Annotated in this window: 18 protein-coding genes and 1 pseudogene; 8 read left to right on the forward strand and 11 right to left on the reverse strand. The window is 34.2% G+C overall.

What is annotated here, in order from left to right; all coding sequences use genetic code 11:
- Positions 1-6: 6 nt before the first annotated feature.
- Genes hemE through hemA form a run of 8 tightly spaced genes read right to left on the reverse strand, consistent with a single transcriptional unit; the run spans position 7 to position 7,979 of the window.
- Positions 7-1,038 carry a uroporphyrinogen decarboxylase gene (gene hemE, locus P8625_RS04460; RefSeq protein ID WP_279652287.1) on the reverse strand — a complete coding sequence of 344 codons (1,032 nt, stop codon included), beginning with the start codon at positions 1,036-1,038 and terminating at the stop codon, positions 7-9.
- 26 nt (positions 1,039-1,064) lie between these two features.
- Positions 1,065-1,424: a four helix bundle protein gene (locus P8625_RS04465; protein WP_279652288.1), complete on the reverse strand. Its 360-nt coding sequence runs from the start codon at positions 1,422-1,424 to the stop codon at positions 1,065-1,067.
- 48 nt (positions 1,425-1,472) lie between these two features.
- Positions 1,473-2,765, reverse strand: a complete 1,293-nt coding sequence (gene hemL / locus P8625_RS04470) for a glutamate-1-semialdehyde 2,1-aminomutase (protein ID WP_279652289.1) — start codon at positions 2,763-2,765, stop codon at positions 1,473-1,475.
- A gap of 58 nt (positions 2,766-2,823) precedes the next feature.
- A complete protein-coding gene (hemB, locus tag P8625_RS04475; protein ID WP_279652290.1) occupies positions 2,824-3,786 on the reverse strand; it encodes a porphobilinogen synthase in 963 nt (320 codons plus the stop codon).
- Positions 3,787-3,808: 22 nt separating this feature from the next.
- On the reverse strand, positions 3,809-4,630 hold the full coding sequence (locus P8625_RS04480; RefSeq protein ID WP_279652291.1) for a tetratricopeptide repeat protein: 822 nt from the start codon (positions 4,628-4,630) through the stop codon (positions 3,809-3,811).
- The gene (locus tag P8625_RS04485) at positions 4,627-5,136 is read right to left on the reverse strand and encodes a hypothetical protein (protein ID WP_279652292.1); all 510 of its coding nucleotides are present in this window, start codon (positions 5,134-5,136) and stop codon (positions 4,627-4,629) included. Before P8625_RS04485 ends, P8625_RS04480 begins: the two co-directional genes overlap by 4 nt.
- 1 nt (position 5,137) lies before the next feature.
- Positions 5,138-6,724 carry a hydroxymethylbilane synthase gene (gene hemC, locus P8625_RS04490; protein ID WP_279652293.1) on the reverse strand — a complete coding sequence of 529 codons (1,587 nt, stop codon included), beginning with the start codon at positions 6,722-6,724 and terminating at the stop codon, positions 5,138-5,140.
- Positions 6,708-7,979: a glutamyl-tRNA reductase gene (gene hemA, locus P8625_RS04495; protein ID WP_279652294.1), complete on the reverse strand. Its 1,272-nt coding sequence runs from the start codon at positions 7,977-7,979 to the stop codon at positions 6,708-6,710. Before hemA ends, hemC begins: the two co-directional genes overlap by 17 nt.
- Before the next feature lie 213 nt (positions 7,980-8,192).
- Between hemA and P8625_RS04500 the strand changes: the two genes are divergently transcribed.
- The 3 genes from P8625_RS04500 (at position 8,193) to hemH (ending at position 10,772) form a co-directional block, all read left to right on the forward strand.
- The gene (locus P8625_RS04500) at positions 8,193-9,077 is read left to right on the forward strand and encodes a helix-turn-helix transcriptional regulator (RefSeq protein ID WP_279652295.1); all 885 of its coding nucleotides are present in this window, start codon (positions 8,193-8,195) and stop codon (positions 9,075-9,077) included.
- Between the two features lie 128 nt (positions 9,078-9,205).
- Positions 9,206-9,721, forward strand: coding sequence for a TrmH family RNA methyltransferase (locus P8625_RS04505; protein WP_279652296.1), 516 nt, complete (start codon positions 9,206-9,208; stop codon positions 9,719-9,721).
- 13 nt (positions 9,722-9,734) lie between these two features.
- Positions 9,735-10,772, forward strand: a complete 1,038-nt coding sequence (hemH, locus tag P8625_RS04510) for a ferrochelatase (protein ID WP_279652297.1) — start codon at positions 9,735-9,737, stop codon at positions 10,770-10,772.
- Positions 10,773-11,089: 317 nt separating this feature from the next.
- Here the strand turns inward: hemH and P8625_RS04515 are convergent, their stop codons facing one another.
- A complete protein-coding gene (locus P8625_RS04515) occupies positions 11,090-12,721 on the reverse strand; it encodes an isocitrate lyase (protein ID WP_279652298.1) in 1,632 nt (543 codons plus the stop codon).
- An 80-nt stretch (positions 12,722-12,801) separates the two neighbouring features.
- Positions 12,802-14,397 (reverse strand): malate synthase A, encoded by a 1,596-nt coding sequence (aceB, locus tag P8625_RS04520; protein WP_279652299.1) that lies wholly within the window; start codon positions 14,395-14,397, stop codon positions 12,802-12,804.
- A 152-nt stretch (positions 14,398-14,549) separates the two neighbouring features.
- Between aceB and P8625_RS04525 the strand changes: the two are divergent.
- From P8625_RS04525 to P8625_RS04545, 5 genes and pseudogenes are all read left to right on the forward strand, one after another.
- Positions 14,550-16,027, forward strand: a pseudogene (locus P8625_RS04525) (helix-turn-helix domain-containing protein).
- Positions 16,028-16,085: 58 nt separating this feature from the next.
- A complete protein-coding gene (locus P8625_RS04530) occupies positions 16,086-17,729 on the forward strand; it encodes an acyl-CoA carboxylase subunit beta (RefSeq protein ID WP_279652300.1) in 1,644 nt (547 codons plus the stop codon).
- 15 nt (positions 17,730-17,744) lie between these two features.
- A complete protein-coding gene (locus P8625_RS04535; protein ID WP_279652301.1) occupies positions 17,745-19,736 on the forward strand; it encodes a DUF3352 domain-containing protein in 1,992 nt (663 codons plus the stop codon).
- A 58-nt stretch (positions 19,737-19,794) separates the two neighbouring features.
- On the forward strand, positions 19,795-20,517 hold the full coding sequence (locus tag P8625_RS04540) for a YebC/PmpR family DNA-binding transcriptional regulator (RefSeq protein ID WP_279652302.1): 723 nt from the start codon (positions 19,795-19,797) through the stop codon (positions 20,515-20,517).
- 413 nt (positions 20,518-20,930) lie between these two features.
- Positions 20,931-21,269: a hypothetical protein gene (locus P8625_RS04545; RefSeq protein ID WP_279652303.1), complete on the forward strand. Its 339-nt coding sequence runs from the start codon at positions 20,931-20,933 to the stop codon at positions 21,267-21,269.
- A gap of 173 nt (positions 21,270-21,442) precedes the next feature.
- Here P8625_RS04545 and P8625_RS04550 read toward each other — a convergent pair whose 3' ends face one another.
- Positions 21,443-22,765, reverse strand: a complete 1,323-nt coding sequence (locus tag P8625_RS04550; protein WP_279652304.1) for a TolC family protein — start codon at positions 22,763-22,765, stop codon at positions 21,443-21,445.
- Positions 22,766-22,772: the final 7 nt, after the last annotated feature.

The raw sequence follows: 22,772 nt of genomic DNA on the forward strand, positions 1-22,772 counted from the left end.
AAGGGGTTATCTGTCGGATTTATACTCTTTAACCGCATCGATAAATGCTTTTGCATTTTCTAACGGAATATTGGGTAAAATTCCATGCCCCAAGTTAACAATATATTTGTCTTTACCAAACTCATTAATCATTTGGTGTACCATCTTTTTTATTTCTGCTGGTGGAGACAACAACCTTGAGGGGTCAAAATTACCTTGTAAGGTAATATTTCCTCCTGTTAAATAACGAGCATTTCTAGGCGAGCACGTCCAATCTACTCCTAAAGCTGAGGCATTCGACTGTGCCATTTCATTTAAGGCAAACCAACATCCTTTACCAAAGGCTATTACTGGTGCATCCTCTTTTAATGCTTCTATTATTTGATTGATGTATTGCCATGAAAACTCTTGATAGTCTGTTGGAGATAACATCCCTCCCCAAGAATCAAAAACTTGTACAGCATTCACACCTGCTTTTACCTTCTCTTTTAAATAAGCAATAGTGGTATCTGTTATCTTTTGAAGCAATTCGTGTGCCAAAACTGGTTGCGTGAAACAAAATTCTTTTGCTTTGTCGAAATTCTTAGATCCTTGACCTTGTACAACGTAGCATAGGATAGTCCACGGAGACCCCGCAAAACCTATCAAAGGTATTTCGTCGTTCAACTTTTCTTTCGTTGCTTTAATAGCATCCATTACATAGCCTAATTCTTCATGTATATCAGGAATAACGACGCTATCTAGTCCCTTTTTATCTCTTACCGGGTTTGGTAAATAAGGTCCAAAATTAGGTTTCATTTCCACTTCAATATTCATTGCTTGTGGAATTACTAAAATGTCTGAAAATAAAATAGCGGCATCCATTCCGTATCTGCGAATGGGTTGCACCGTAATTTCTGAGGCTAATTCTGGAGTTCTACAACGTGTAAAGAAATCATACTTTTTACGAATCTCCATAAATTCTGGTAAATATCTTCCTGCCTGACGCATCATCCACACTGGTGGTCGGTCTACGGTTTCTCCTTTTAACGCTCTTAAAAATAAATCGTTTTTTATCATGTTTTATAGCTGTTGGCTATTAGCTATTAGCTATTAGCTTTTATTTTGTTTATTAATGAATTTATCATCTTAGCTTCTTTTTCTAACAATTCAAAGATAAGCCTTAATTCTTCTGAGGAAACAAAACCTAACTCTTGTACTATTACAAGTTGGGTTTCTACTTCAAAAAGTGAGCCCATAGAAATTTCTAAAAATCTTTTAAATTCAATTTCACTATTTCTACTAGCTCCCTCAGCAATATTAGAAGGAATGGAAACAGCTGCTCTTGTTATTTGACTTTTTAACCCAAACTTTTCTTCAGGAGGTAATTTTTCTGAAAGACTGTAAACTTCTTTTACAATCTCAATTCCTTCCTTCCAAATATCTAAACTTCTGAAATTTCTCATCTTTTTCAAACTCTTTGTTATAATCTACCATAGGCTAACAGCCAAAAGCTAACAACTAAGAGCTACTTTCTCCATCGACTTATCAATGGCATTTGCTATTTTTTGAATATCTTTTTCTGTTAATGCTGATGATAAAAACCATGCTTCAAACTGACTTGGTGGTAAAAATATCCCGTTTTTAGTCATTTCCCAGAAAAAAGTAGCGTATTTCTTTGTATCAGAAGTTTGTGCTTCTTCAAAATTGGTTACGGTAACATTGGTAAAAAATGGATTTATCATAGATCCAAATCTATTTACCGTAATTGCTATGTCGTATTTTTTTGCTGATTCTAACAAGAATACTTCTATAATTTGAGCTATCTCATTAAATTTTTCATACGGATTTTGTTTTTTCAACTCTGTTAATGTTGAAATTCCCGCTGCCATGGCTATTGGATTTCCCGACAGCGTTCCTGCTTGGTACATGCCTCCTAACGGAGCCACCATTTCCATAATTTCATTACGAGCACCGTAGGCTCCTACTGGAAAACCTCCACCGATTACCTTTCCTAAACAGGTAATATCTGCCTCTACATTAAACAACTCTTGTGCGCCACCAAATTTAGAGCGGAAACCTGTCATTACCTCATCGACAATCAACAAGGCTCCTTTTGTGTTTAGATACTCTTTTAATTCTTTTAAGAAATTATTTTGTGGTGTTACCACCCCCATATTACCTGCTACTGGCTCTATAATAACTCCTGCAATATCGTCGTGCGCTTCAAAATGTGCTTTTACACTTTCTAAGTCGTTGTAATTCGCTATCAAGGTATTTTTTACGGCTCCTTCTGGTACTCCTTTACTTCCTGGTAAACTCAAGGTTGCTAAACCAGAACCTGCTGCTACTAGCAATGCATCTTGGTGACCGTGATAACAACCAGCAAACTTGATGATTTTATCTTTTCCGGTATAGGCCCTTGCTAAACGAATTCCACTTAATACCGCCTCTGTTCCAGAATTTACAAAACGCACTTTGTCCATTCCTGGGAACGCGTCGCAAACAATTTTTGCTAATGTAATCTCTCCTTTGGTAGATGCTCCAAAAGAATATCCTTTTTTTAAGGCTTTTCTAATCGCTTTTTCTACTTTTTTATGGCGATGGCCTAAAATCATTGGACCGTAAGACAATACTAAATCGATATACGAATTATTATCTACGTCTGTAATCTTGCTTCCTTTCGCTCTTTTTATGAATAAAGGATTCCCTCCTACTGAAGCAAATGCACGTACTGGTGAATTTACCGCACCTACTAAGTTTTCTAATCCTTTTTGATATAATTCTTGTGATTTCTTAAAGCTCATTCTTCGCTAATTATTAGTTGTTAGTTATGAGTTTTTAGTTGATTAACTCATTTTCAAATTATCTCATTAAAACTTTTGCAGCTTCTTTGGCAAAATAGGTAATAATAATATCGGCTCCTGCTCTTTTCATCGAAAGTAAGCTTTCCATCATTACTTTTTCACCGTCTATCCATCCTTTTTCTGCTGCTGCTTTTACCATGGCGTATTCTCCACTTACATTATAGCAGGCAATGGGTCTGTCGAAATTGTTTTTTAAATCTCTGATGATGTCTAAATACGATAGTGCTGGTTTTACCATTAAAATATCGGCTCCTTCTTCGTCATCAAAAGTTGCTTCACGCAGTCCTTCATCTCTGTTGGAAGGGTCCATTTGATAAGTTCTTCTATCTCCAAATGAGGGTGCTGAATCTACCGCTTCTCTAAAAGGCCCGTAAAATGCTGACGCATATTTTACAGAATACCCCATAATGGGCAAGTTTGCAAAACCTGTATTGTCTAATGCCTCGCGCATCATCGCTATCGTACCGTCCATCATTCCTGAGGGTGCGACCATATCTGCTCCTGCTTTGGCATGCGATACGGTTTGCTTGGCTAAATTCACTAAAGTAGCATCGTTATCTACATCATTTTCATGTATCACGCCACAGTGACCGTGTGAGGTGTATTCGCAAAAACATACATCGGTAATTACATACAAGCTTGGGTAATTCTTTTTAATAAATCGAATCGCCTGTTGCATGATTCCGTTATCATTCCAAGTTTCGGTGCCTTCGTCGTCTTTCTTAGATGGAATTCCAAATAACAAAACTGCTGGAATTTTTAAGGCTACTACTTCGTCTAATTCTTTAGAAATAGTATCTAATGAATAACGGTTGATTCCTGGCATAGAAGGAATTTCGGTTTCAATGCCTGTTCCTTCTTCTATAAATAATGGGTATATAAAATCGTCTACCGATAGTTTGTTTTCTCTCACTAATCGACGGATGTTTTCTGTTTTTCTTAGTCTGCGTGTTCTAAACATAATACTTTATAACAGTAAAAATTCAAATCTTTTTACTTCTATTTAATTCTTCTATTATTTGAGATCTATACACTTTATCATAATGATGCGTATATGGGTCTTGCATAAAAAACCCTTCTTTTGCCATTTCTTCAGCTTGTATTATCTTTTCTTTATACTCTTTAATATTATTTAGATGCTTGTTACACATTGCTATATAATATTTATTATCTGCTAATTTGTTACTCTCCTCTTGCTTTTTAAAATTCTTTAAAGCTTGTTGGTATTCTCCTTTTTCAAAGTACAAAACCCCAAGGTGATAATAGTTAAACAAATCTGATTCTTCATTGTTATTTTTTAAATAATCTTCAATTATTTTAATTGCTTCATCTTTTTTACCAATCGCTTTGTAACATATCGCTTTGGCTATTAACAAATGATAATCTCCATTTTGACAATACCCTATATCTCCTTTTATTATTTTTTCATATTCTTCAATGTCTCTTATAGCTCCTTTATAGTCTCTAAAAAATTGATATCGGCACCAACCTCTATAACCAAGGTGCATTTTTGGGTTCAATTCAACAGCTTTATCAATTAAGGGTTTCCATGATAAAAAATCACCACTTTTTAAATACGCTATTGATTTAGCCCAATAAGCGTCATCATAAGTAGAATCTATCTGTATAACCTCATCTAATAATTCTTGATATTCTTTAGTGAATTGATAAAATTGGTATGCTTCTTTTTGTTTTTTACAGGCTTCATATTTTTTATAATTGCCCTTCCATTTATAGGACTCACAATTTTGAGCAAAAATTTTACTTCCAAAACAAATTAGAAAATATGTTATAATAAATCTCATGGTAAAATTTCTATAAGGTTTCCTTTTTCTATTTTGAAGATTAAGTATTGATAATAATCTATTTTATTACCTCGACTGTCGTCTTTTATTTTCCAACCATCTAAACTTTGAGTTATCATCAATAACTGATTAATAATTCTATCATCAAAAGTAAATTGTTCGTAGTTAACATTCATTTGTATAACTCTAAACCTCCCTGTTTCTCCTTTGCAATTAACAATAAACCGAATCCGTATCAGTCCACTTTCATCCACTTTTATATGACTATACTTTTTCTCAAATAACTGTTCTATTTCTTTTTTACCTCCTTTATACTCTAACCCCTTACCTTTATTAAAATATTGAAATATATTATCTTCTCCATTACAAAGAATAAAGTTTGGACTGTCTAATTTTACATCATAACTAATATCTCCAACTTGACGTGGATATATGTTCTTTTCAACCTTTTTCTTTTCACAACTAAAAAGAAGGATAAAACAGGTAACATAAAATAACTTCTTCATCTTATACTTTTACAAAATGTAGATTTACCAATTCTAAAACACTTTCTACGGTTGGCATCTTCGCTATTTGTACTTCTTTAAAATACTTTTTTGCTTCGTTAGCGGTACTTTCTCCAATACAGAAGGCAATTGTATCTGCTGTATTTTTTTTCATGTAACTTTCAACAGTTGACGGACTGTAAAATAATACGCCGTTTACTTTTTCGTCAACTTTTGCTGGACTGTACATGGTTTTATAAGCTTCAACTTCATGTACCGTAATTTCGTTTGCTTTTAAAATAAGTGGTAAGGTTTCTAAACGCAAATTACTACAGAAATAGGTTACCTCTTGCCCTTTTAATTCTTTTGACAAATACTTAGATAGTTTTTTCGCATTTCTTTCTGAATGCGTTACTTTTCCGATACGTTGTTCGATTAGCTTCTTGGTTCTTCGACCTACACAATAAATATTTTTGAATTGTAATTCGTCTGAAGAAAAGGAGTTTAAAATCGCTTCTACCCCATTTTTACTGGTAATAATTACATGTTCAATTTCTTCTTTAATTACTTTAGGGGCAATTCTATTAAAACGTATTTTAATAAAGTCGCTGTCTTGAACATCCATGTGTGTTGGTAGTAGTTTTTTTTGTGCTTCAGATAGTTTTTTTGTTGAATAAATTGAAAATTGTTTTTCAATTCCTTCGTCTTCCATCATGAGTAGCTTTCCTCCTTTATCTATTACATAGTTTGCACAATCTTTTGCTACATATTTATGTCTTCCTACTTTTACTTTTTTACTAACTTCAATCTTCTTTTTACCATCTCTACTTAGTAAAATTCCTTTGAAATTGACTTCTTCTTCCTTTTCATTTATAAAAGCTAAAGCTCCAATGGGCGCTGTACACCCTCCTTCTAAACGGTTTAAAAACTCACGTTCTATTCCAGTACAAATTTCTGTATCTTTATCGTTTAACTGAGCACATACTTCTTTAATTTCTTCATTCTCTTCTAAAGCAGTAATCATAATAGCTCCTTGGGCTGGTGCTGGTATCATCCATGATAAATTTACGGCTCCTTTAGGTCGTAAACCGATACGTTCTAATCCTGCTGCTGCAAAAATAGCCCCGTTCCAATCGTTATCTTCTAACTTTTGTAAGCGGGTGTTTACATTTCCGCGTAAGCCTTCTACTGTATGTGTTGGATAACGATTTAGCCATTGTGCTTTTCTACGTAAACTTCCTGTAGCGATTACTCCGTTAGGTTGCGCCATAAACTCTTCATTATCTTTCAATAATAAAATATCGTTGTAGTTGGCACGTTTTAAAACTGCCGCTTGTATAATGCCTTGTGGTAATACGGTTGGAACATCTTTCATGGAATGTACTGCAATATCGATATCGTCATTTAACATAGCGATATCTAAATTTTTAGTAAAAATTCCTGTGATTCCTAATTCGTAAAGGGGCTTGTCTAAAACTAAATCACCCGTTGCTTTAACGGGGATTAATTGAGTTTGATGACCTAATTCTTCTAAAAGTTTTTGAACTTTTTTTGCTTGCCACATAGCCAATTGGCTATCGCGCGTACCTATTCTAATTATCTTCTGCATGGATGGATTCTAAATTTGCTCCGAACACTTTAGCCATTACTTCAATACTCGTATTTACCGAAGTTTCTTCGTCTTTTAAGTGCTTCACAAATTGTGTCGTTATTTTTTGAATAAATCTTGAGGTTAGTATTTCTGCTTGCTCTTCATCAAAATCTTTTATTTTTTTCTTGTGGAAAGCTATTTCGTCTTGTTGAATCGTTTGTAAAGATTCTTTTAAAGCGGTAATTGCAGGCGTAAATCTTCTGTGGTTTAACCACTCTTGAAATTCTTGACTATGTGTTTGAATAATCGCCTCTGCAAGAGGTACTTCTTCTTGACGGATTGCTAAAGTTTCATCGGTAATTTTTGAAAGATCATCAACATTTACTATCGTTACATTCTCTAAATCTCCCACTTCTTTTGACACATTCGCTGGCATTGATAAATCTAAAATCAACAATTCTTTATCAGCTGGAACATGTTCTTTCGTTATTGTAGGAAAACTCGCTCCTGTAGAAACAATTAGCACATCACTATTTGAAACCTCCGTTGCTAAGTTTGCATACGACGCTTTACTAATAGCATTATGGTCTTTTACAAATTCTTCTGTTTTCTCTTCTGTTCTGTTAATTAATCGTACCGATTTGTTTTGGGTGTATTCTGATAGGTTTTTACAGGTATGTTTTCCCATTTTACCTAAGCCAAATACTAAAACATTTTTCGAGTTGTAGTCGGGTAAGTTGTTAATTAGGTATTGAACAGCAGCATACGACACTGAGGTAGTACCTGAGCTTAATCTCGTTTCATTCTTAACTCGCTTGCTTGCTTGCATTACATGGTTAACCAAACGCTCAAAGTACGCATTGGTAGTTCCTACTTCTTTGGCTTGTTTAAATGCCTTGCGTAACTGCCCTACAATCTCGTAGTCTCCTAAAATTTGGCTATCCAACCCTGTTCCCATTCTGAACAAATGTTGAATCGCTTCTTTATTTTTGTATACGTTTGATACGTTTGCAAATTCTTCTACAGAACCATTTGAGTATTTACACAACATACTTATTAACTGAAAAGGGTGTTCAGCAAAACCACAAATCTCAGTTCTGTTACAAGTAGATAGCACGAAAATTCCATCTACTCCTTTTTGTTTTGCTTCTTCTAAAAGTCGAATTTGATTTTCTTTGGAAATACTAAACTTCCCTCTAATCGCAGCATCCGCTTTTTTATAACTAACGCCTATGTTGTATAAATTACTATGATGTTTATTTTCTACTATCATTGAGTCTTCTTCAAAAAAAGGTCGGTCAAAAATATAAATATTGAATAAAAAAAAGTATCGCTCAAAGAACTTTTAATGTCGCTATTTGTTTTTTCGTTTAAAAACACCTTAAAAACTTACGCAAAAGTGTATTTTTGCAGTAAAATAGACTAGGAGAAATAATTTATTTTAGAATCATTCTAAATAACAAAATTTATTAAAACCACTGAATCCATGTCAAAAAACATCGCAGAAAGTACATTTAGAGAAGTTCCTATTGAAGAAGGTTTTTTTATAATAAAATTTCAAAATAACTCTGACGAAACAACGTTTTTTAAAAGAGATATTAACAACTCTTACATACAACTACACTACTGTGTTAAAGGTAATTGTAAATTTCATTTTAACAACAATGATTACACTTTTAACGTCTTAGACAAACATGCTATCTTCTTGTATAATCCACAACAAGATTTACCAATTAACTTAGAAATACTACCTAGAACCTCTTTGGTTTCAGTTTTAATTTCTATTAAAAAGTTTCATACTTTTTTTTCTAAAGAAGCTAGCTATATTCCTTTTTTAAGTGAGAATAATAAAAACAAAAAGTATTACGATAACACGCAAATAAACGCTAATGTTTTATTGGTACTGCAACAAATTTTAACCGCAAAGAACCAAAGCTCGATGCGCAACCTTTATATAAAAGGGAAAACATACGAACTATTGAGTTTGCATTTTGATAGTGGTGAAAACACAAATGAAGAATATTGTCCTTTTTTAGTAGATGACCGTGAAGTTTTAAAAATTAGAAAAGCAAAAGACATTATTATTGCTAGAATGAGTGAACCACCAAGTTTACAAGATTTAGCAAATGAAGTAGGTTTGAACTTAAAAAAGTTAAAAGAGGGCTTCAAACAAATTTATGGCGATACTGTATACAGCTTTTTGTTTGACTATAAAATGGATCATGCCCGTAAACTTTTAGAAAGCAACCAATACAATGTAAACGAAGTTGGTTTACAGGTTGGCTACAGCACTTCTAGTCACTTTATTGCTGCTTTTAAAAAGAAATTTGGCACGACTCCTAAACAATATGTAATGAGTTTGACGCAGTAGGCTGTTGGCTGTTGGCTGTTGGCTGTTGGCTGTTGGCTGTTGGCTGTTGGCTGTTGGCTGTTGGCTGTTGGCTGTTGGCTGTTGGTAAAACTAAAAAAAATCAACTTTCTAACTTTCTAACTAAAAAAATGAAACAACTCACTCATTACGACATAGAAAACCATCAACAAAGTTTTCCGATAACTATTGTTTGTGATGCTATCCGTACTCCTGAGAATATCGGAATGTGTTTTCGTATTTCAGAGAGTTTTGGAGTATCAAAAATATATTTACACGAGAGTTCTCCTACTGTAGACAATAGAATTGTTAAGAAAACGGCTCGAAACACCATTCAACAAATACCATACGATACCTATAGTAACTTTGAGCAACTAATTGAACAATTAAAAGAAGAAGGAAATACTATTATTGGAATTGAAATTACCGATGAAAGTATAAATATTAGCGATTATGATTTTACATCAGATGCTAAAATTGTGTTACTTTTGGGTAGCGAAAGAAACGGCATATCAAATGTAAATTTAGTAGATGCAACAGTAGCCATACCTATGTATGGGCGTAATTCTAGCATGAATGTAATTCATAGTTTAGCCATTGCGCTGTACGAAACAACAAACCAGTTAAATAAAAAGAACCTGAAATAAATTCAGCCACAATATGAAAGGAGTTTTATTAGTAAATCTTGGATCACCAGATAGTACAAACCCTAAAGACGTAAAAAAATACTTAGGAGAGTTTTTAATGGACGAACGTGTTATTGACGTTCCTTATTGGTTAAGAACCTTTATTGTTAAGGGTATTATTTTAAATACACGACCAAAAAAATCTGCCGAGGCATATCAAAAAATTTGGTGGAAAGAAGGTTCTCCTTTAATTGTTTTATCTGAACGCTTACAAAACAAAGTACAAGCAAAAACAAAACTTCCTGTCGCTTTGGCTATGCGTTACGGAAATCCTTCAATTAAAAGCGGATTACAAGAACTACATGATAAGGGGGTTACAGAAGTTTTATTAGTCCCGCTATACCCTCAGTTTGCTATGGCAACTACTGAGACTATTTTAGTGCTAGCTGAAGAATTGAGAAAAGAGTTCTTTCCTAACATGAAAATTACCGATGTTCCTGCTTTTTACAACAAACCAGAATACATCAAAGCATTGTCTAACAGCATTAAAGATTATTTAGCTGATAAAGACTACGATCATATTTTATTCTCGTACCACGGTGTACCTGAGCGTCATATTAGAAAATCTGACATCACAAAATCGCATTGCAACCCTAAAGCAGGTAATTTGCATTGCTGTAATACTCCTTCTAAAGCGCACCAATTTTGTTACCGACACCAATGCTACCAAACTACTAAAAATGTGATTGCTGAATTAGGACTGGATGAAAACAACGTTTCAACATCATTCCAATCACGTTTAGGTGTTGATCCTTGGTTGCAGCCTTATACCGACAGAACTATTGTTAACAAAGCTGAAAAGGAAGGCATTAAAAAACTAGCCATCGTTACTCCTGCTTTTGTTTCAGATTGTTTAGAGACTCTAGAAGAGATAGCAATGGAAGGAAAACATGAATTTTTAGAAGCAGGTGGAGAGGAATTTCACACCGTTCCTTGTATTAATGATAATGAGGAATGGGTAAATGTTTTGGTGAGCTGGATTGAAGAGTTTCAACTACAAGCAAACGATTAACTCGTAACCTCGTTTTGATTTATCTTGAATGTAAGTCGAGACAGTCGAAGTGTTTTATTTGTTGAAAATTAAGATAAAAGATGGTTTTCCTGTAACAATACATACTTTTCAGCAATCTAAAATCCACTAATTTATTGCTAAATTTCTGTAAGGTTTAGTATATTTTTAATCTTAAAACACATAGGTATCAATCTTCATACAACAGATAGAGAATTCAAATCAATAATTCTACAATTAAAATTCCCGCTATGTATATGTTACTAAAAAACTTTAGCAAACCAACATAAGCGGGAAAATTTACAAACAACTAAGACTCTTTATATTGCAATCGCTTTTTCACACTTTCTTACCGCTTCCTTTGCTTTTGCTTCAAATTGATTAGAGGTATTCTTTTCGCCTCCTGCTTTTAACGCTTTTTCTCCTGCGAAAAACGTTTTGTGGTCATCTCCTAAATCAGAACCTGCCATTCGTTGGTGTTTTACACACGAAACTCCTTTTCGAATTTCTTGTCGTTGAACACCCCTTACATACGCTAGCATTCCTTCTTCTCCAAAATAACCTTCGGTTAAATCGTTCATGTGTAATGCTGTAGTGTGATAGGTTGGCAACGTGATTAAATGATGAAAAATACCTGCTTCTTTAGCTCCGTCTATCTGAAAGGTGCGGATTTTCTCATCAGCTCTATGACACAGTTCTGTGCCGTCGTAAGCTACATTCATTAAATCGTTTCTGTCGTACCCTGTCATATTTTCTCCTTCGGCAAGCATTTCATCGTATACTTGGTTGCGAAAGTTCAGCGTCCAGTTAAACGAGGGCGAGTTGTTATATACCAACTTCGCGTTGGGTACTACGGCTCTGATTCTATTTACCATGTTTGCTATTTGACCAACATGAGGTGTAGGCGTTTCAATCCAAAGTAAATCTGCACCATTTTGTAAACTCGTTATACAGTCTAACACCACTCTATCAATATTCGTACCTTCTCTAAACTTGTAGAGTCCGTTTGGCAAACGTACAGGACGTACTAACTTTCCATCGCGTTTTAGCAATACATCATCTTCTCTTGCGTCGTCAATAGCAATCTCTTCTGCTTCAACAAATGCTAAATATTGAGAAGCCAAATCTCCTAGTTCTTGACTTACAGGTAATTTTTGTGTTAACCCTGCTCCTTCTGAATCTGTTCTCGCCACGATAACTCCATCATCCACCCCTAATTCTAAAAACGCATAACGAATTGCATTTAATTTGGCAATAAAATCTTCATGAGGCACGGTTACCTTTCCATCTTGATGTCCGCATTGCTTCGCATCTGAAACTTGATTTTCTATCTGAATAGCACAAGCACCCGCTTGTATCATTTTTTTAGCCAATAAATAGGTAGCTTCTTCGTTTCCAAAACCAGCATCAATATCTGCAATAATAGGTACAATATGTGTTTCGAAATTGTCTATCTCATCTTGAACATCTTCTCCGTTTTCTAATCTTCGGAATAAATCGTTCAATTCAATAGCATCTGCTTGACGTAAAAAATCATAAATCTCTTCAATCAATGAAGGTACTGCTGTTTTTTCATGCATGGATTGGTCTGGTAAAGGTCCAAACTCTGAGCGCAATGCAGCGACCATCCATCCTGAAAGATATAAATAACGCTTGCTGGTGGTTTTGTGGTGTTTTTTAACCGCAATCATTTTTTGCTGCGCTACAAATCCGTGCCAACACCCTAACGATTGTGTATAATTAGCGGAATCTGCGTCGTAGGCTGCCATATCTTTTCGCATGATTGTAGCGGTATATCTAGCGATATCTAACCCTGTTTTAAATCGGTTTTGCACCACCATTCTGGCAGCATTTTCAGGAGAAACCGAATTCCATGTAGTTCCGTACTTTTTCTTCAACTCTTTTACCGTTTGTAGCGCAGAACTATAATTAGCGTGTGCCAAATTTTTCATAATTTTGTAATTGATAAGGTTATTAATTTTTATTGATAGCTTGCCCTCTTTAATGTTGCCGCATTTTTGAGGGCTTTTTCTTATAAATAGGTATACGCTGGCAAGGTTAAAAACTCTACAAACTCTTTATTTAAAATTAACTCGTCAAATAATTGAGTCGCTAATTCAAACTTTCCGTTGTTGTATCTGTCTTCCCCTACGTAACTTTTTATTTTTTTTAGTTCTTCTTTTTTGAATTGATGATACATTCCTTCAGTAAATGTTCTATCGTCTTCTAGCATTACACTTTTATGCAGCCATTGCCAGACTTGTGTTCTGGAGATTTCTGCGGTAGCTGCATCCTCCATTAAATTATACAAAGCGGCAGCTCCTTGTCCCGTTAACCAAGACTCGATATATAAAATACCTACGTTGATGTTTTCTCGTATACCCTTTTCGGTAATCGTTCCTTTAGGTATTTCAACCAACTCTTCTTCGGTGATTACCAAGTCTTTTAACTTTTTATCTATCTGATTGGCATTGGGCATTGCTTCATTGAAAATCTCCATTACAACCGCTACTAGTCCAGGATGTGCAACCCAAGTTCCGTCATGACCATTTTTCACTTCTTGCTCTTTATCGTTCTTTACTTTTGCAAACGCTTCTTTATTCAACACATCGTTATTCTTTACTGGAATTTGCGCTGCCATTCCTCCCATGGCATGCACACCACGTTTGTGACACTTCTGAATAACACTTAGCGAATAGGCTTTCATAAACGGACTACTCATGGTTACTTGTGAACGGTTTGGTACTATAAAATTAGAGTGATTTCTAAACTTTTTAATGTATGAAAAAATATAATCCCAACGACCACAGTTTAACCCAGCCATGTGATCTTTTAATTCATACATAATTTCATCTAACTGAAAACTTGCCGTAATGGTTTCGATTAATACCGTTGCTTTGATTGTTTTTTGTGGCACTCCTACATACTCTTGTGCAAACACAAAAACATCATTCCACCAACGTGCTTCTTTATAATGTTCTAGTTTAGGCAAGTAAAAATAGGTCGCACTTCCCTGCGCTTGTAAAGTTTTGATATTATGAAAAAAGTACAACCCAAAATCAACCAACGAACCCGACATTTCTACACCATCAATCAACAAATGTTTTTCATTTAAGTGCAACCCTCTAGGTCTTACCAATAAGGTAGCTACTTGTTCATTCAACTGGTATGTTTTGTCTTTTGCGGCATTGTAAAACGAAATTGTTTTTTTAACAGCATCTCGTAAGTTTATCTGACCATCAAGAATGTTTTGAATGGTTGGAGAGTTGCTATCCTCAAAATCTGCCATAAACGTTTTTGCTCCAGAATTCAACGCATTGATTATCATTTTACGTTCTACAGGTCCTGTAATTTCAACCCTTCTATCTAACAAATCTTCGGGCAGCGCAGCACAGACCCAATCGCCCTCTCTTATGTCTTTTGTTTCTAAAGGAAAGGTTGGATAGTTTCCTGCATCAAAATACGCTTGTTCAATTTCTCGTTCTGCTAACAATTGAAGTCTTTGATTGTTGAATTTTTCTTGAAGTTGAATTAAAAAATCTTTGGCTTCATTAGTCAAAACACTTTCATACTCGGTTTGATTAAAACCTATGCATTGAATTTCTTTTGCTAAAACATCTTGATTCATACTCTTTTTATTTTTATTGATTGACACTTCAATAGTAACAAAAAGAATTCAAACAAAAAAGCGAACGTTCGCTAAAAATGCAATATTTACTAATTTTTATTAATTCGCTAATTTTTATACCTTTGAATTACGAATATTTTAATAAATATATTTTGGAAGAAGAATACATTAGACTAGTTTTCGGTTTAAAACTCAAACAAATACGTACCGATAAAAACTTATCGCTCTTTGGTTTAGCGAAACTTACAGGATTATCAAAATCGTACTTAAACGAAATTGAGAAAGGAAAAAAATATCCAAAAACTGATAAAATTGTGATACTTTCTGAGAAGTTAGATGTGCCTTATGACCATTTAGTATCTCTAAAGCTAGATAAAAACCTAGCACCTATTGGAGAAATTTTACAGTCGAAAATTTTAAAAGAAATTCCGCTTGACTTATTTGGCATTAAAGAAAACAACTTAATTGATATCATTGCCAATGCTCCTGCTAAGGTAAATGCGTTTATTAGTACCATTATAAAAATATCTCAAAATTATAACTTAACTAGAGAAAGCTTTTTTTTAGCTGCACTGCGTTCGTACCAAGAGGCACATAACAACTATTTTGAAGATATTGAAACAAAGGTTGCCGATTTTAGTAAAGCCTATCAAATACACCCAAATAAACCGATTACTTCAAAGGACTTAGAAGAAATTTTAATTGAAGAGTACGGATATACTATTGATAGCAAAGAACTATCAAAACATCAAAAATTATCTGAACTAAGAAATATTTATATTCCAAAGAACAAAACACTCCTAATATATAATGACATCAACGAAGCGCAAAAAACATTTATTTTTGCCAAAGAAATAGCGTATAATTATTTACAAATAGAAAATAGGTTATACACATTTCCATGGATAAAGTTTGAGAGTTTTGATGAAGTATTACATAATTTTATTGCGTCTTATTTTGCAGGGGCTTTAATTATTCAGAAAGATGATTTAATTCAAAAACTAACACAGCTTTTTTCTTTAGAAACATGGCAACCTATACAGTTACATAAAATTATAAGAAGTTATAACTGTTCTGACGAAACATTTTATCAGCGTTTAACCAATATCTTACCTAAACATTTTAACATTAAAAATCTGTTCTTTTTACGTTTTACACACAAAGAAAACTCTTCTGTATACAGACTATCAAAAGAGTTGCATATTACACAACAACAGTCTCCGCATGCAAATCGCAATAACGAACATTATTGCAGAAGATGGGTATCAATCAATACAATTCAAGATTTAGAGAACTCAACGAAAAAAAATCTACCTATGGTATTCAAATATCATCGTACGGAAATTCTCAAAAAGAATACTTAGTACTTTCTGCGGCTACCGCAGATCCTTTTAAAGAAAAAATCAATCGAAGTGTTACTATAGGCATGTTACTTTCTCCGCATTTAAAACGTAAACTTCATTTTTTTAACGAAGATACTTTTATAAAAAAAACAGTAGGTGTTACTTGTGAAACTTGCGCATTGCAAAGTTGTAATGAACGGGTAGCAGAACCTTATGTTTTAACAAAACAATCTAGAAATAAAGAAATAGAAAACGCTGTTAAAAAGATCATTCAATTGTACACTTAAACACCTTGTATTGTATCTAGTTTTTCTTATTTTAGCCTGCAAAAACAAACAACTAACTATGGATCTCAACTTCAATAAAAACGAAGACCACAACAAACTTTTAGCATCAGATTTACGCAGACGTTTAGCCAAAGTAAAATTAGGCGGCGGACAAAAACGCATCGACAAGCATCATGAGAAAGGAAAAATGACCGCTCGTGAACGTATCGATTATTTGTTAGACGATAACTCCAAATCAATAGAAATTGCTGCGTTTGCAGGTGAAGGAATGTACGAAGAACACGGAGGTTGCCCTTCTGGTGGTGTGGTGGTAAAAATGGGATATGTTAGCGGTAAGCAATGTATCGTAGTTGCAAACGATGCTACGGTAAAAGCAGGTGCTTGGTTTCCTATTACAGGTAAAAAGAATTTAAGAGCGCAAGAAATAGCTATAGAAAATAAACTACCTATTATTTATCTCGTAGATTCTGCGGGTGTGTATTTACCAATGCAAGATGAGATTTTTCCTGACAAAGAACACTTCGGAAGAATTTTTAGAAACAATGCTGTAATGAGTAGCATGGGCATTACTCAAATCGCTGCCGTTATGGGAAGTTGTGTTGCTGGTGGTGCTTATTTACCCATTATGAGTGATGAAGCTCTGATTGTAGACAAAACAGGCAGCATTTTCTTAGCAGGTAGCTATTTGGTAAAAGCTGCTATTGGCGAAACAATTGATAATGAAACTTTAGGTGGAGCAACAACGCACTGTGAAGTATCGGGCGTTACCGACTACAAAGCGGAAGATGACAAAGATGCTTTAGACACCATTAAAAACCTACTCGACAAAATTGGAGATTACGACAAAGCTGGATTTAATCGTAAAGAGGCTTTTCCTCCAAAAGAAAATGAAGACGATATTTTCGGAATTTTACCAAAAGCTCGTAACGAGCAATACGATATGATGGAAATCATTAAACGTTTGGTTGACAATTCTAAATTTGAAGAATACAAAGCAGGATACGGTCAAACTATTATTACAGGATACGCTCGTATTGATGGATGGGCAGTAGGTATTGTAGCCAACCAACGTAAAATTGTAAAATCGAAAGGTGCAAAAACCAAACCAAGCGAAATGCAGTTCGGTGGGGTTATTTATAACGATTCTGCTGATAAAGCTACCCGATTTATCGCTAACTGTAACCAGAAGAAAATTCCGTTAGTATTCTTACAAGATGTTACTGGGTTTATGGTGGGTAGTAAGTCGGAACATAGTGGTATTATTAAAGACGGAGCTAAAATGGTAAACGCCGTAAGTAATTCGGTAGTACCTAAATTCACCGTAATTATTGGTAACTCTTACGGAGCAGGAAATTACGCGATGTGTGGTAAAGCCTATGACCCACGCCTTATTTTTGCATGGCCAAGTGCTGAACTAGCAGTGATGAGTGGAGCGTCTGCTGCCAAGGTATTGCTACAAATTGAAACGGCTGCGTTAAAGAAAAAAGGAGAAGAGATTACTCCTGAAAAAGAGGCAGCATTGTTCGACAACATAAAATCGAGATACGATAATCAAATATCTCCTTACTATGCTGCTGCAAGAATTTGGACCGATGCGGTTATCAATCCATTAGATACGAGAACATGGATTTCTATGGGAATCGAAGCCGCAAATCACGCCCCTATTGAAAAGCCTTTTAATTTAGGAGTTTTACAGGTTTAATATATAGAAAACAGTATGAAAAGGAAGGTATTTTGGAGCATCATTATCCTTGTAATTGGTTTTGTTGGCTACCAAGTTTATGTTTTTACCTTATCCGAAAATGACAACATCAAATCTATATATTTAGTTCCTGATGATGCTGTTTTTATCATCGATACCGAAAGACCTATTGATACTTGGGATGAAATAAGTGCTAGTGAAATCTGGACACATCTTCAAACCAATCAACAATTCAATGAACTATCAAAAAGTTTGACTAGTTTAGATGAAACATTTCAAGCTAAAAAAGAAATTCTCGACCTTATCGGAGAGCGTAATCTTCTTATTTCGGCACATGTGTTCAAACCTAAAAAATACGGATTGTTGTATGTTGCTGATTTACAAAAACTCTCTAAACTCATTTTTTTAAAAAGGGCTATTAGCAATTTAGCTGGTCAAGATTATAAAGTAACCAAACGAGTATACAAAGAGCATGAAATTATCGAGTTGTACGATAAAGAAACCCGAGAAACCCTGCATCTTTCCTTTATAAAAAATCAAGTTATAGCCTCTTATACGCACCTTCTAGTTGAAAAATCAATCGATCAATACTTGCATCCTGTTATTGGACGCGATCTTAACTTTTTAGAAATAAAAAGAGAAACAGCTAACGATGGCTTTTTCAACATATACCTGCAGCATAAGTATCTAAAAGACTATTTGAACTGTTTTACCAGTTCGAGTAATTTAGATTTTTTAAATAAAGAGGCGTTTTTTTATACAGGATTAGACATCTCAATTGTAGAAGGAGTTATCGTTCAAGCCACAGGTTTTACAAACGTCGATAGCAGTTCGGAAACCTATTTAAAAGTAGCACAACAATCTGGAGTTGGCAAACGGAGCGTTGCTAAAATAGCTCCGAAAAACACGTCTTTATACCTCAGCGTTGCTTTTGATGATTTTGAAACATTTCATAGCAACTTAGAACAACTTCGAAAAGAAAATCCTGCTGATTTTAAACAATACTCTGAGCAACTCGCAATGATTGAGAATGAACTAGATATTAGTATTTCTGAACATATTTATAGTTGGATTGGTAGTGAGATTGCGTTGATTCACTTTAACACCGAACTCTCAAAAAATAAAAAAGATATCGCTGCCATTATTAAAGCTGACGATATTGACGATGCTAAAGAAAACCTACAATTGGTGCTTTCTAAAATCAAAGAAAACACCCCTTTAAAGTACAAGCAAATCAATTATAGAGGTTATCCTATTCATTTTTTTGATTTAAAAGGATTCTTTAAAATGCTCGCTGGAAATATGTTTTCTAAAATGGAAAAGCCGTATTTTACCATCATTGATGATTTTGTAGTGTTTAGCACCAGTCCTAACACCCTTAAAGAAATTATTAACAACCACTTAATAGGATACACACTCGAAAACTCAGAAAAATTTGATGATTTTAATTATCAATTTGAAAAGAAATCTAGTGTTTTTGCGTATGTAAACACCCCTTATTCATTTAAAGACCTCGTAAGTTTGGTTGATTACAAAACTCGACTTGAACTTCAAAAAAACAAGCCTTTTATAACGTGTTTTTCTCAAATTGGCATACAATTAATTCCTTCTGACGACTTATTTGAGAGTGCTATTTCTGTTGTTTTTGAGCATCCTAAAGACATTGAAATACAGATTCAAAAAGAACAAGAAGCAAGAGAAAAACTTCTTTTACAATTAACTCCTTATAGAGAAACTACCACTACTGAAAATTCAACATCTTTTTTTGAGCTTCCTCCAATTCATCCTTCCGATTTAAGTGCTAAATCGTACAAAGAGTATTATGAAAACGGACAACTAAAGTTTGAGGTTGATTTAAAGGATGGTTTAAAAGAGGGTTCTTATAAATCGTACTATGAAAACGGAAATCTAAAAATCAAAGGATATTTTAAAAACGATACGCAAGACGGAACCTGGAAAGCGTATGATGAACAAAAAGGCAATTTAATTTTCAAAAAACATTTTTAATTGCAATATTTTATAGCATTAGTTACATTTGCCAAGCAAAAATTAAAACAGCATACACATGGGAAGAGCATTCGAATTTAGGAAAGCAAGAAAAATGAAACGTTGGGCAGCCATGGCTAAAACCTTTACTCGTATTGGTAAAGAAATTGTAATGGCAGTAAAAGAAGGAGGTCCAAATCCTGAAACCAACTCTCGTTTACGTGTTGTAATTCAAAATGCGAAGGCAGCCAATATGCCAAAAGACAATATTGAGCGTGCTATTAAAAAAGCTTCTGACAAAAATACTGAAAACTATAAGGAAGTATTGTTTGAAGGATATGCACCTCACGGAATTGCAGTGTTGGTAGAAACTGCTACTAACAATAACAACCGTACTGTTGCCAATGTTCGTGCCGCTTTTAATAAGTGTAATGGGAATTTAGGAACTTCGGGTTCTGTAGCGTTTATGTTTGACCATGTGGTAAACTTTAAAGTAAAGGAAGATTCTTTAGGAATGGACTTGGAAGAGTTTGAAATGGAAATGATTGACTTTGAGGTGGAAGAAGTTTTTACTGATGATGAAGATAACTCAATCATGTTATACGCTCCTTTTGAGCAATTTGGTGCCATTCAAAAGTATTTAGAAGAAAACAATATTGAAATTCTTTCTTCTGAATTTGAACGAATTCCAACCACAACGACAGCAATTTCAGAGGAACAAAAAGAAGAGGTAAACAAGCTTTTAGAAAAACTAGAGGAAGATGACGATGTGAATAACGTGTACCACAGTATGGAGGAATAAATGATATTTGTGACATACTACTATAGTAACAAAATTTGCTCTAGCGTGTTCAAAAAATAACTTGATTTAATAAGATATTTCAAGATTAAAAGAATCGAAGATTTGTTTGCATACAGGTCTTCGATTTTTTTATCTGTCCTAGAAAATCTCTATATACCTTTAACCACTAACAACACAAGAGCTTGGCTAGTTTCAACAAACTTCATTATACCTTTTTCGATGTATATGCTGGCTATCCTCGAGTTTAATTTTACATGATTTATAACTCAATTCAATTTTTTTTGTATTTTTAAAAAATTAATTTCTATGAAGAATAGCACTGCGGAACAATTCCACAGCGAGCCTTTACAGGAACTTTAAAAATGAATTGCTAAATAAAAATATTGCATATACTATATTAAGCCTTAAATTTTATGGAAAATCAAAGCAACAATCAGGAAGAGGTTGTAAATCAAATTTATAAATATGCGGCTAACCTTTTAGTCGAACAGAATAAAAGTGCAGCTGAAACAAAAACTGCTCTTATAGAATACGGATTGGATGAAGAAAGTGCAGCTGCCGTAGTTACGAATCTTGAACAGCAAATAAAAGATGCTAAGAAGGGGCAAGCCCATAAAGATATGCTATACGGAGCACTTTGGTGTATTGGCGGTTTCATAGCTACCGTGGCTGACTTTGGTTACTTTTTTTGGGGAGCAATTGTGTTTGGTGCAGTTCAGTTTTTTAGAGGAGTGTTTAATTCTTCTAAATAAATTAGAATTATAAGAAAGACCTGCAACTAAATAGGCAGCAGCGATAAACAATGTAAGATCGGAGTATGTGTTTCCGAATAAAGTTTTGTGAATTCCGAATTCTACCTAGTAAAATAAGTATTTTTTACATGTGCAATTTTTGGTCACACATAGCACTACTATTTGAGGTCAATCTAAAAATTTTCAGTGTCTAATATAACGCCAGCTAGTTGTAACAAACTCAATTCAGCATTTTTTGCAGTGTATTTAGCTCTGCTTAAACTTAATTCAGCATTCACTAAATTATTTTGAGCTTGTCGAAAGTCTATCGAGTTAATTTGCCCTAATTTATAACGCTCGGTACTTCTGTTAAAATTGCGTTTGTTGGTCGCTACATTTTTCCTTTGCACTTGTAGTGAAAACAGGGCATTTTGGTAGGTAGCCCAAGCATTATGAACATCTCTTTTTAACTGTTCTTCTAACTGCTGCTTTTGTATTTCTTGTGTTTCTAACACTATTTTAGCATTCGCTACTCGGGTTTTGGTCGTACCTCCGTCAAAAATATTCCACGATAGGTTTACTCCTGCATTGAAACCTGTTTGCGTATTGTTTATAGGACTGAATCGGTTCGTAGGGTCGTTGGCACTTTGATTCCACGCATACGAACTCGTTAAACCTACGTTCGGCATCCAGCCGGCCTTGTTAATTTCTACGTCTAATGCTCTGAGTGCTATATTTTTTTGCGCTTGTAATAAATTGGCATTGTTTTCTTTTGCTTTATTTAAAATTTCAGGAAGGTTTAAATTTACAGCATAGGTAACCACTGTATCTACTTTTACCGTGGTATTTACTGCTCTTCCTAATACCACGTTCAAATCTCGTTTGGCATTTGCTAGCTGCCGATTAATATCTATATAAGTGATACTATCGTTATTAACATCAACTTCTGCGTTTAAAATATCGAGTTTGGTGTTTTGTCCATACTCAAAACTATATTTGGCCCTTTCTAAGCGTTTTTTTGAAATGCTAAGTGTTTGCTGTTGTGTTACCTCGTTTTCTGTTAATCTTGCTACTTCATAATAGGCAAAAAATAGTGTTGTTAAAGTATTTTCCATTACCTGACGTGCTTGTAACTCGGTAAGGTTATACGTTTCTTTTAATTTTTTAAATGTATTTTTTCTATTAAAACCGTTAAAAATAGTATAATTGAGACCTACAGAAGCATTATATGACTTAGACTGTGCTCCTACTACAGAATTTACACTACCGTCTTGAAACTCTAAATCTGTATCTCTATTAGAATAATTAGCTCCTGCATTGGCTGTTACCGTTGGTAAATAACCACTATTGTACACACTTTGGTTATTTTTTGCCGTTTCTAGATTGTTTTTGGTGATTTTGATATTGTAATTATTCTCTAGCGTAATGGCTACAGCTTTTTCTTTGGTTAATATTTCTTGTGCGTAAAATGACATACTTACCAAAAGAAATCCTATACTTAAAAACTTTGTACTCATTTGTTGT

The organism is Tenacibaculum tangerinum (genome assembly GCF_029853675.1).
Taxonomy (GTDB): Bacteria; Bacteroidota; Bacteroidia; order Flavobacteriales; family Flavobacteriaceae; genus Polaribacter; species Polaribacter tangerinum_A.

What these genes read in the sequence shown, in the direction of transcription:
- hemE (WP_279652287.1), bottom strand. Translation starts at nt 1,038, where the DNA reads ATGATAAAAAACGATTTATTTTTAAGAGCGTTAAAAGGAGAAACCGTA.
- P8625_RS04465 (WP_279652288.1), bottom strand. Translation starts at nt 1,424, where the DNA reads ATGAGAAATTTCAGAAGTTTAGATATTTGGAAGGAAGGAATTGAGATT.
- hemL (WP_279652289.1), bottom strand. Translation starts at nt 2,765, where the DNA reads ATGAGCTTTAAGAAATCACAAGAATTATATCAAAAAGGATTAGAAAAC.
- hemB (WP_279652290.1), bottom strand. Translation starts at nt 3,786, where the DNA reads ATGTTTAGAACACGCAGACTAAGAAAAACAGAAAACATCCGTCGATTA.
- P8625_RS04480 (WP_279652291.1), bottom strand. Translation starts at nt 4,630, where the DNA reads ATGAGATTTATTATAACATATTTTCTAATTTGTTTTGGAAGTAAAATT.
- P8625_RS04485 (WP_279652292.1), bottom strand. Translation starts at nt 5,136, where the DNA reads ATGAAGAAGTTATTTTATGTTACCTGTTTTATCCTTCTTTTTAGTTGT.
- hemC (WP_279652293.1), bottom strand. Translation starts at nt 6,724, where the DNA reads ATGCAGAAGATAATTAGAATAGGTACGCGCGATAGCCAATTGGCTATG.
- hemA (WP_279652294.1), bottom strand. Translation starts at nt 7,979, where the DNA reads ATGATAGTAGAAAATAAACATCATAGTAATTTATACAACATAGGCGTT.
- P8625_RS04500 (WP_279652295.1), top strand. Translation starts at nt 8,193, where the DNA reads ATGTCAAAAAACATCGCAGAAAGTACATTTAGAGAAGTTCCTATTGAA.
- P8625_RS04505 (WP_279652296.1), top strand. Translation starts at nt 9,206, where the DNA reads ATGAAACAACTCACTCATTACGACATAGAAAACCATCAACAAAGTTTT.
- hemH (WP_279652297.1), top strand. Translation starts at nt 9,735, where the DNA reads ATGAAAGGAGTTTTATTAGTAAATCTTGGATCACCAGATAGTACAAAC.
- P8625_RS04515 (WP_279652298.1), bottom strand. Translation starts at nt 12,721, where the DNA reads ATGAAAAATTTGGCACACGCTAATTATAGTTCTGCGCTACAAACGGTA.
- aceB (WP_279652299.1), bottom strand. Translation starts at nt 14,397, where the DNA reads ATGAATCAAGATGTTTTAGCAAAAGAAATTCAATGCATAGGTTTTAAT.
- P8625_RS04530 (WP_279652300.1), top strand. Translation starts at nt 16,086, where the DNA reads ATGGATCTCAACTTCAATAAAAACGAAGACCACAACAAACTTTTAGCA.
- P8625_RS04535 (WP_279652301.1), top strand. Translation starts at nt 17,745, where the DNA reads ATGAAAAGGAAGGTATTTTGGAGCATCATTATCCTTGTAATTGGTTTT.
- P8625_RS04540 (WP_279652302.1), top strand. Translation starts at nt 19,795, where the DNA reads ATGGGAAGAGCATTCGAATTTAGGAAAGCAAGAAAAATGAAACGTTGG.
- P8625_RS04545 (WP_279652303.1), top strand. Translation starts at nt 20,931, where the DNA reads ATGGAAAATCAAAGCAACAATCAGGAAGAGGTTGTAAATCAAATTTAT.
- P8625_RS04550 (WP_279652304.1), bottom strand. Translation starts at nt 22,765, where the DNA reads ATGAGTACAAAGTTTTTAAGTATAGGATTTCTTTTGGTAAGTATGTCA.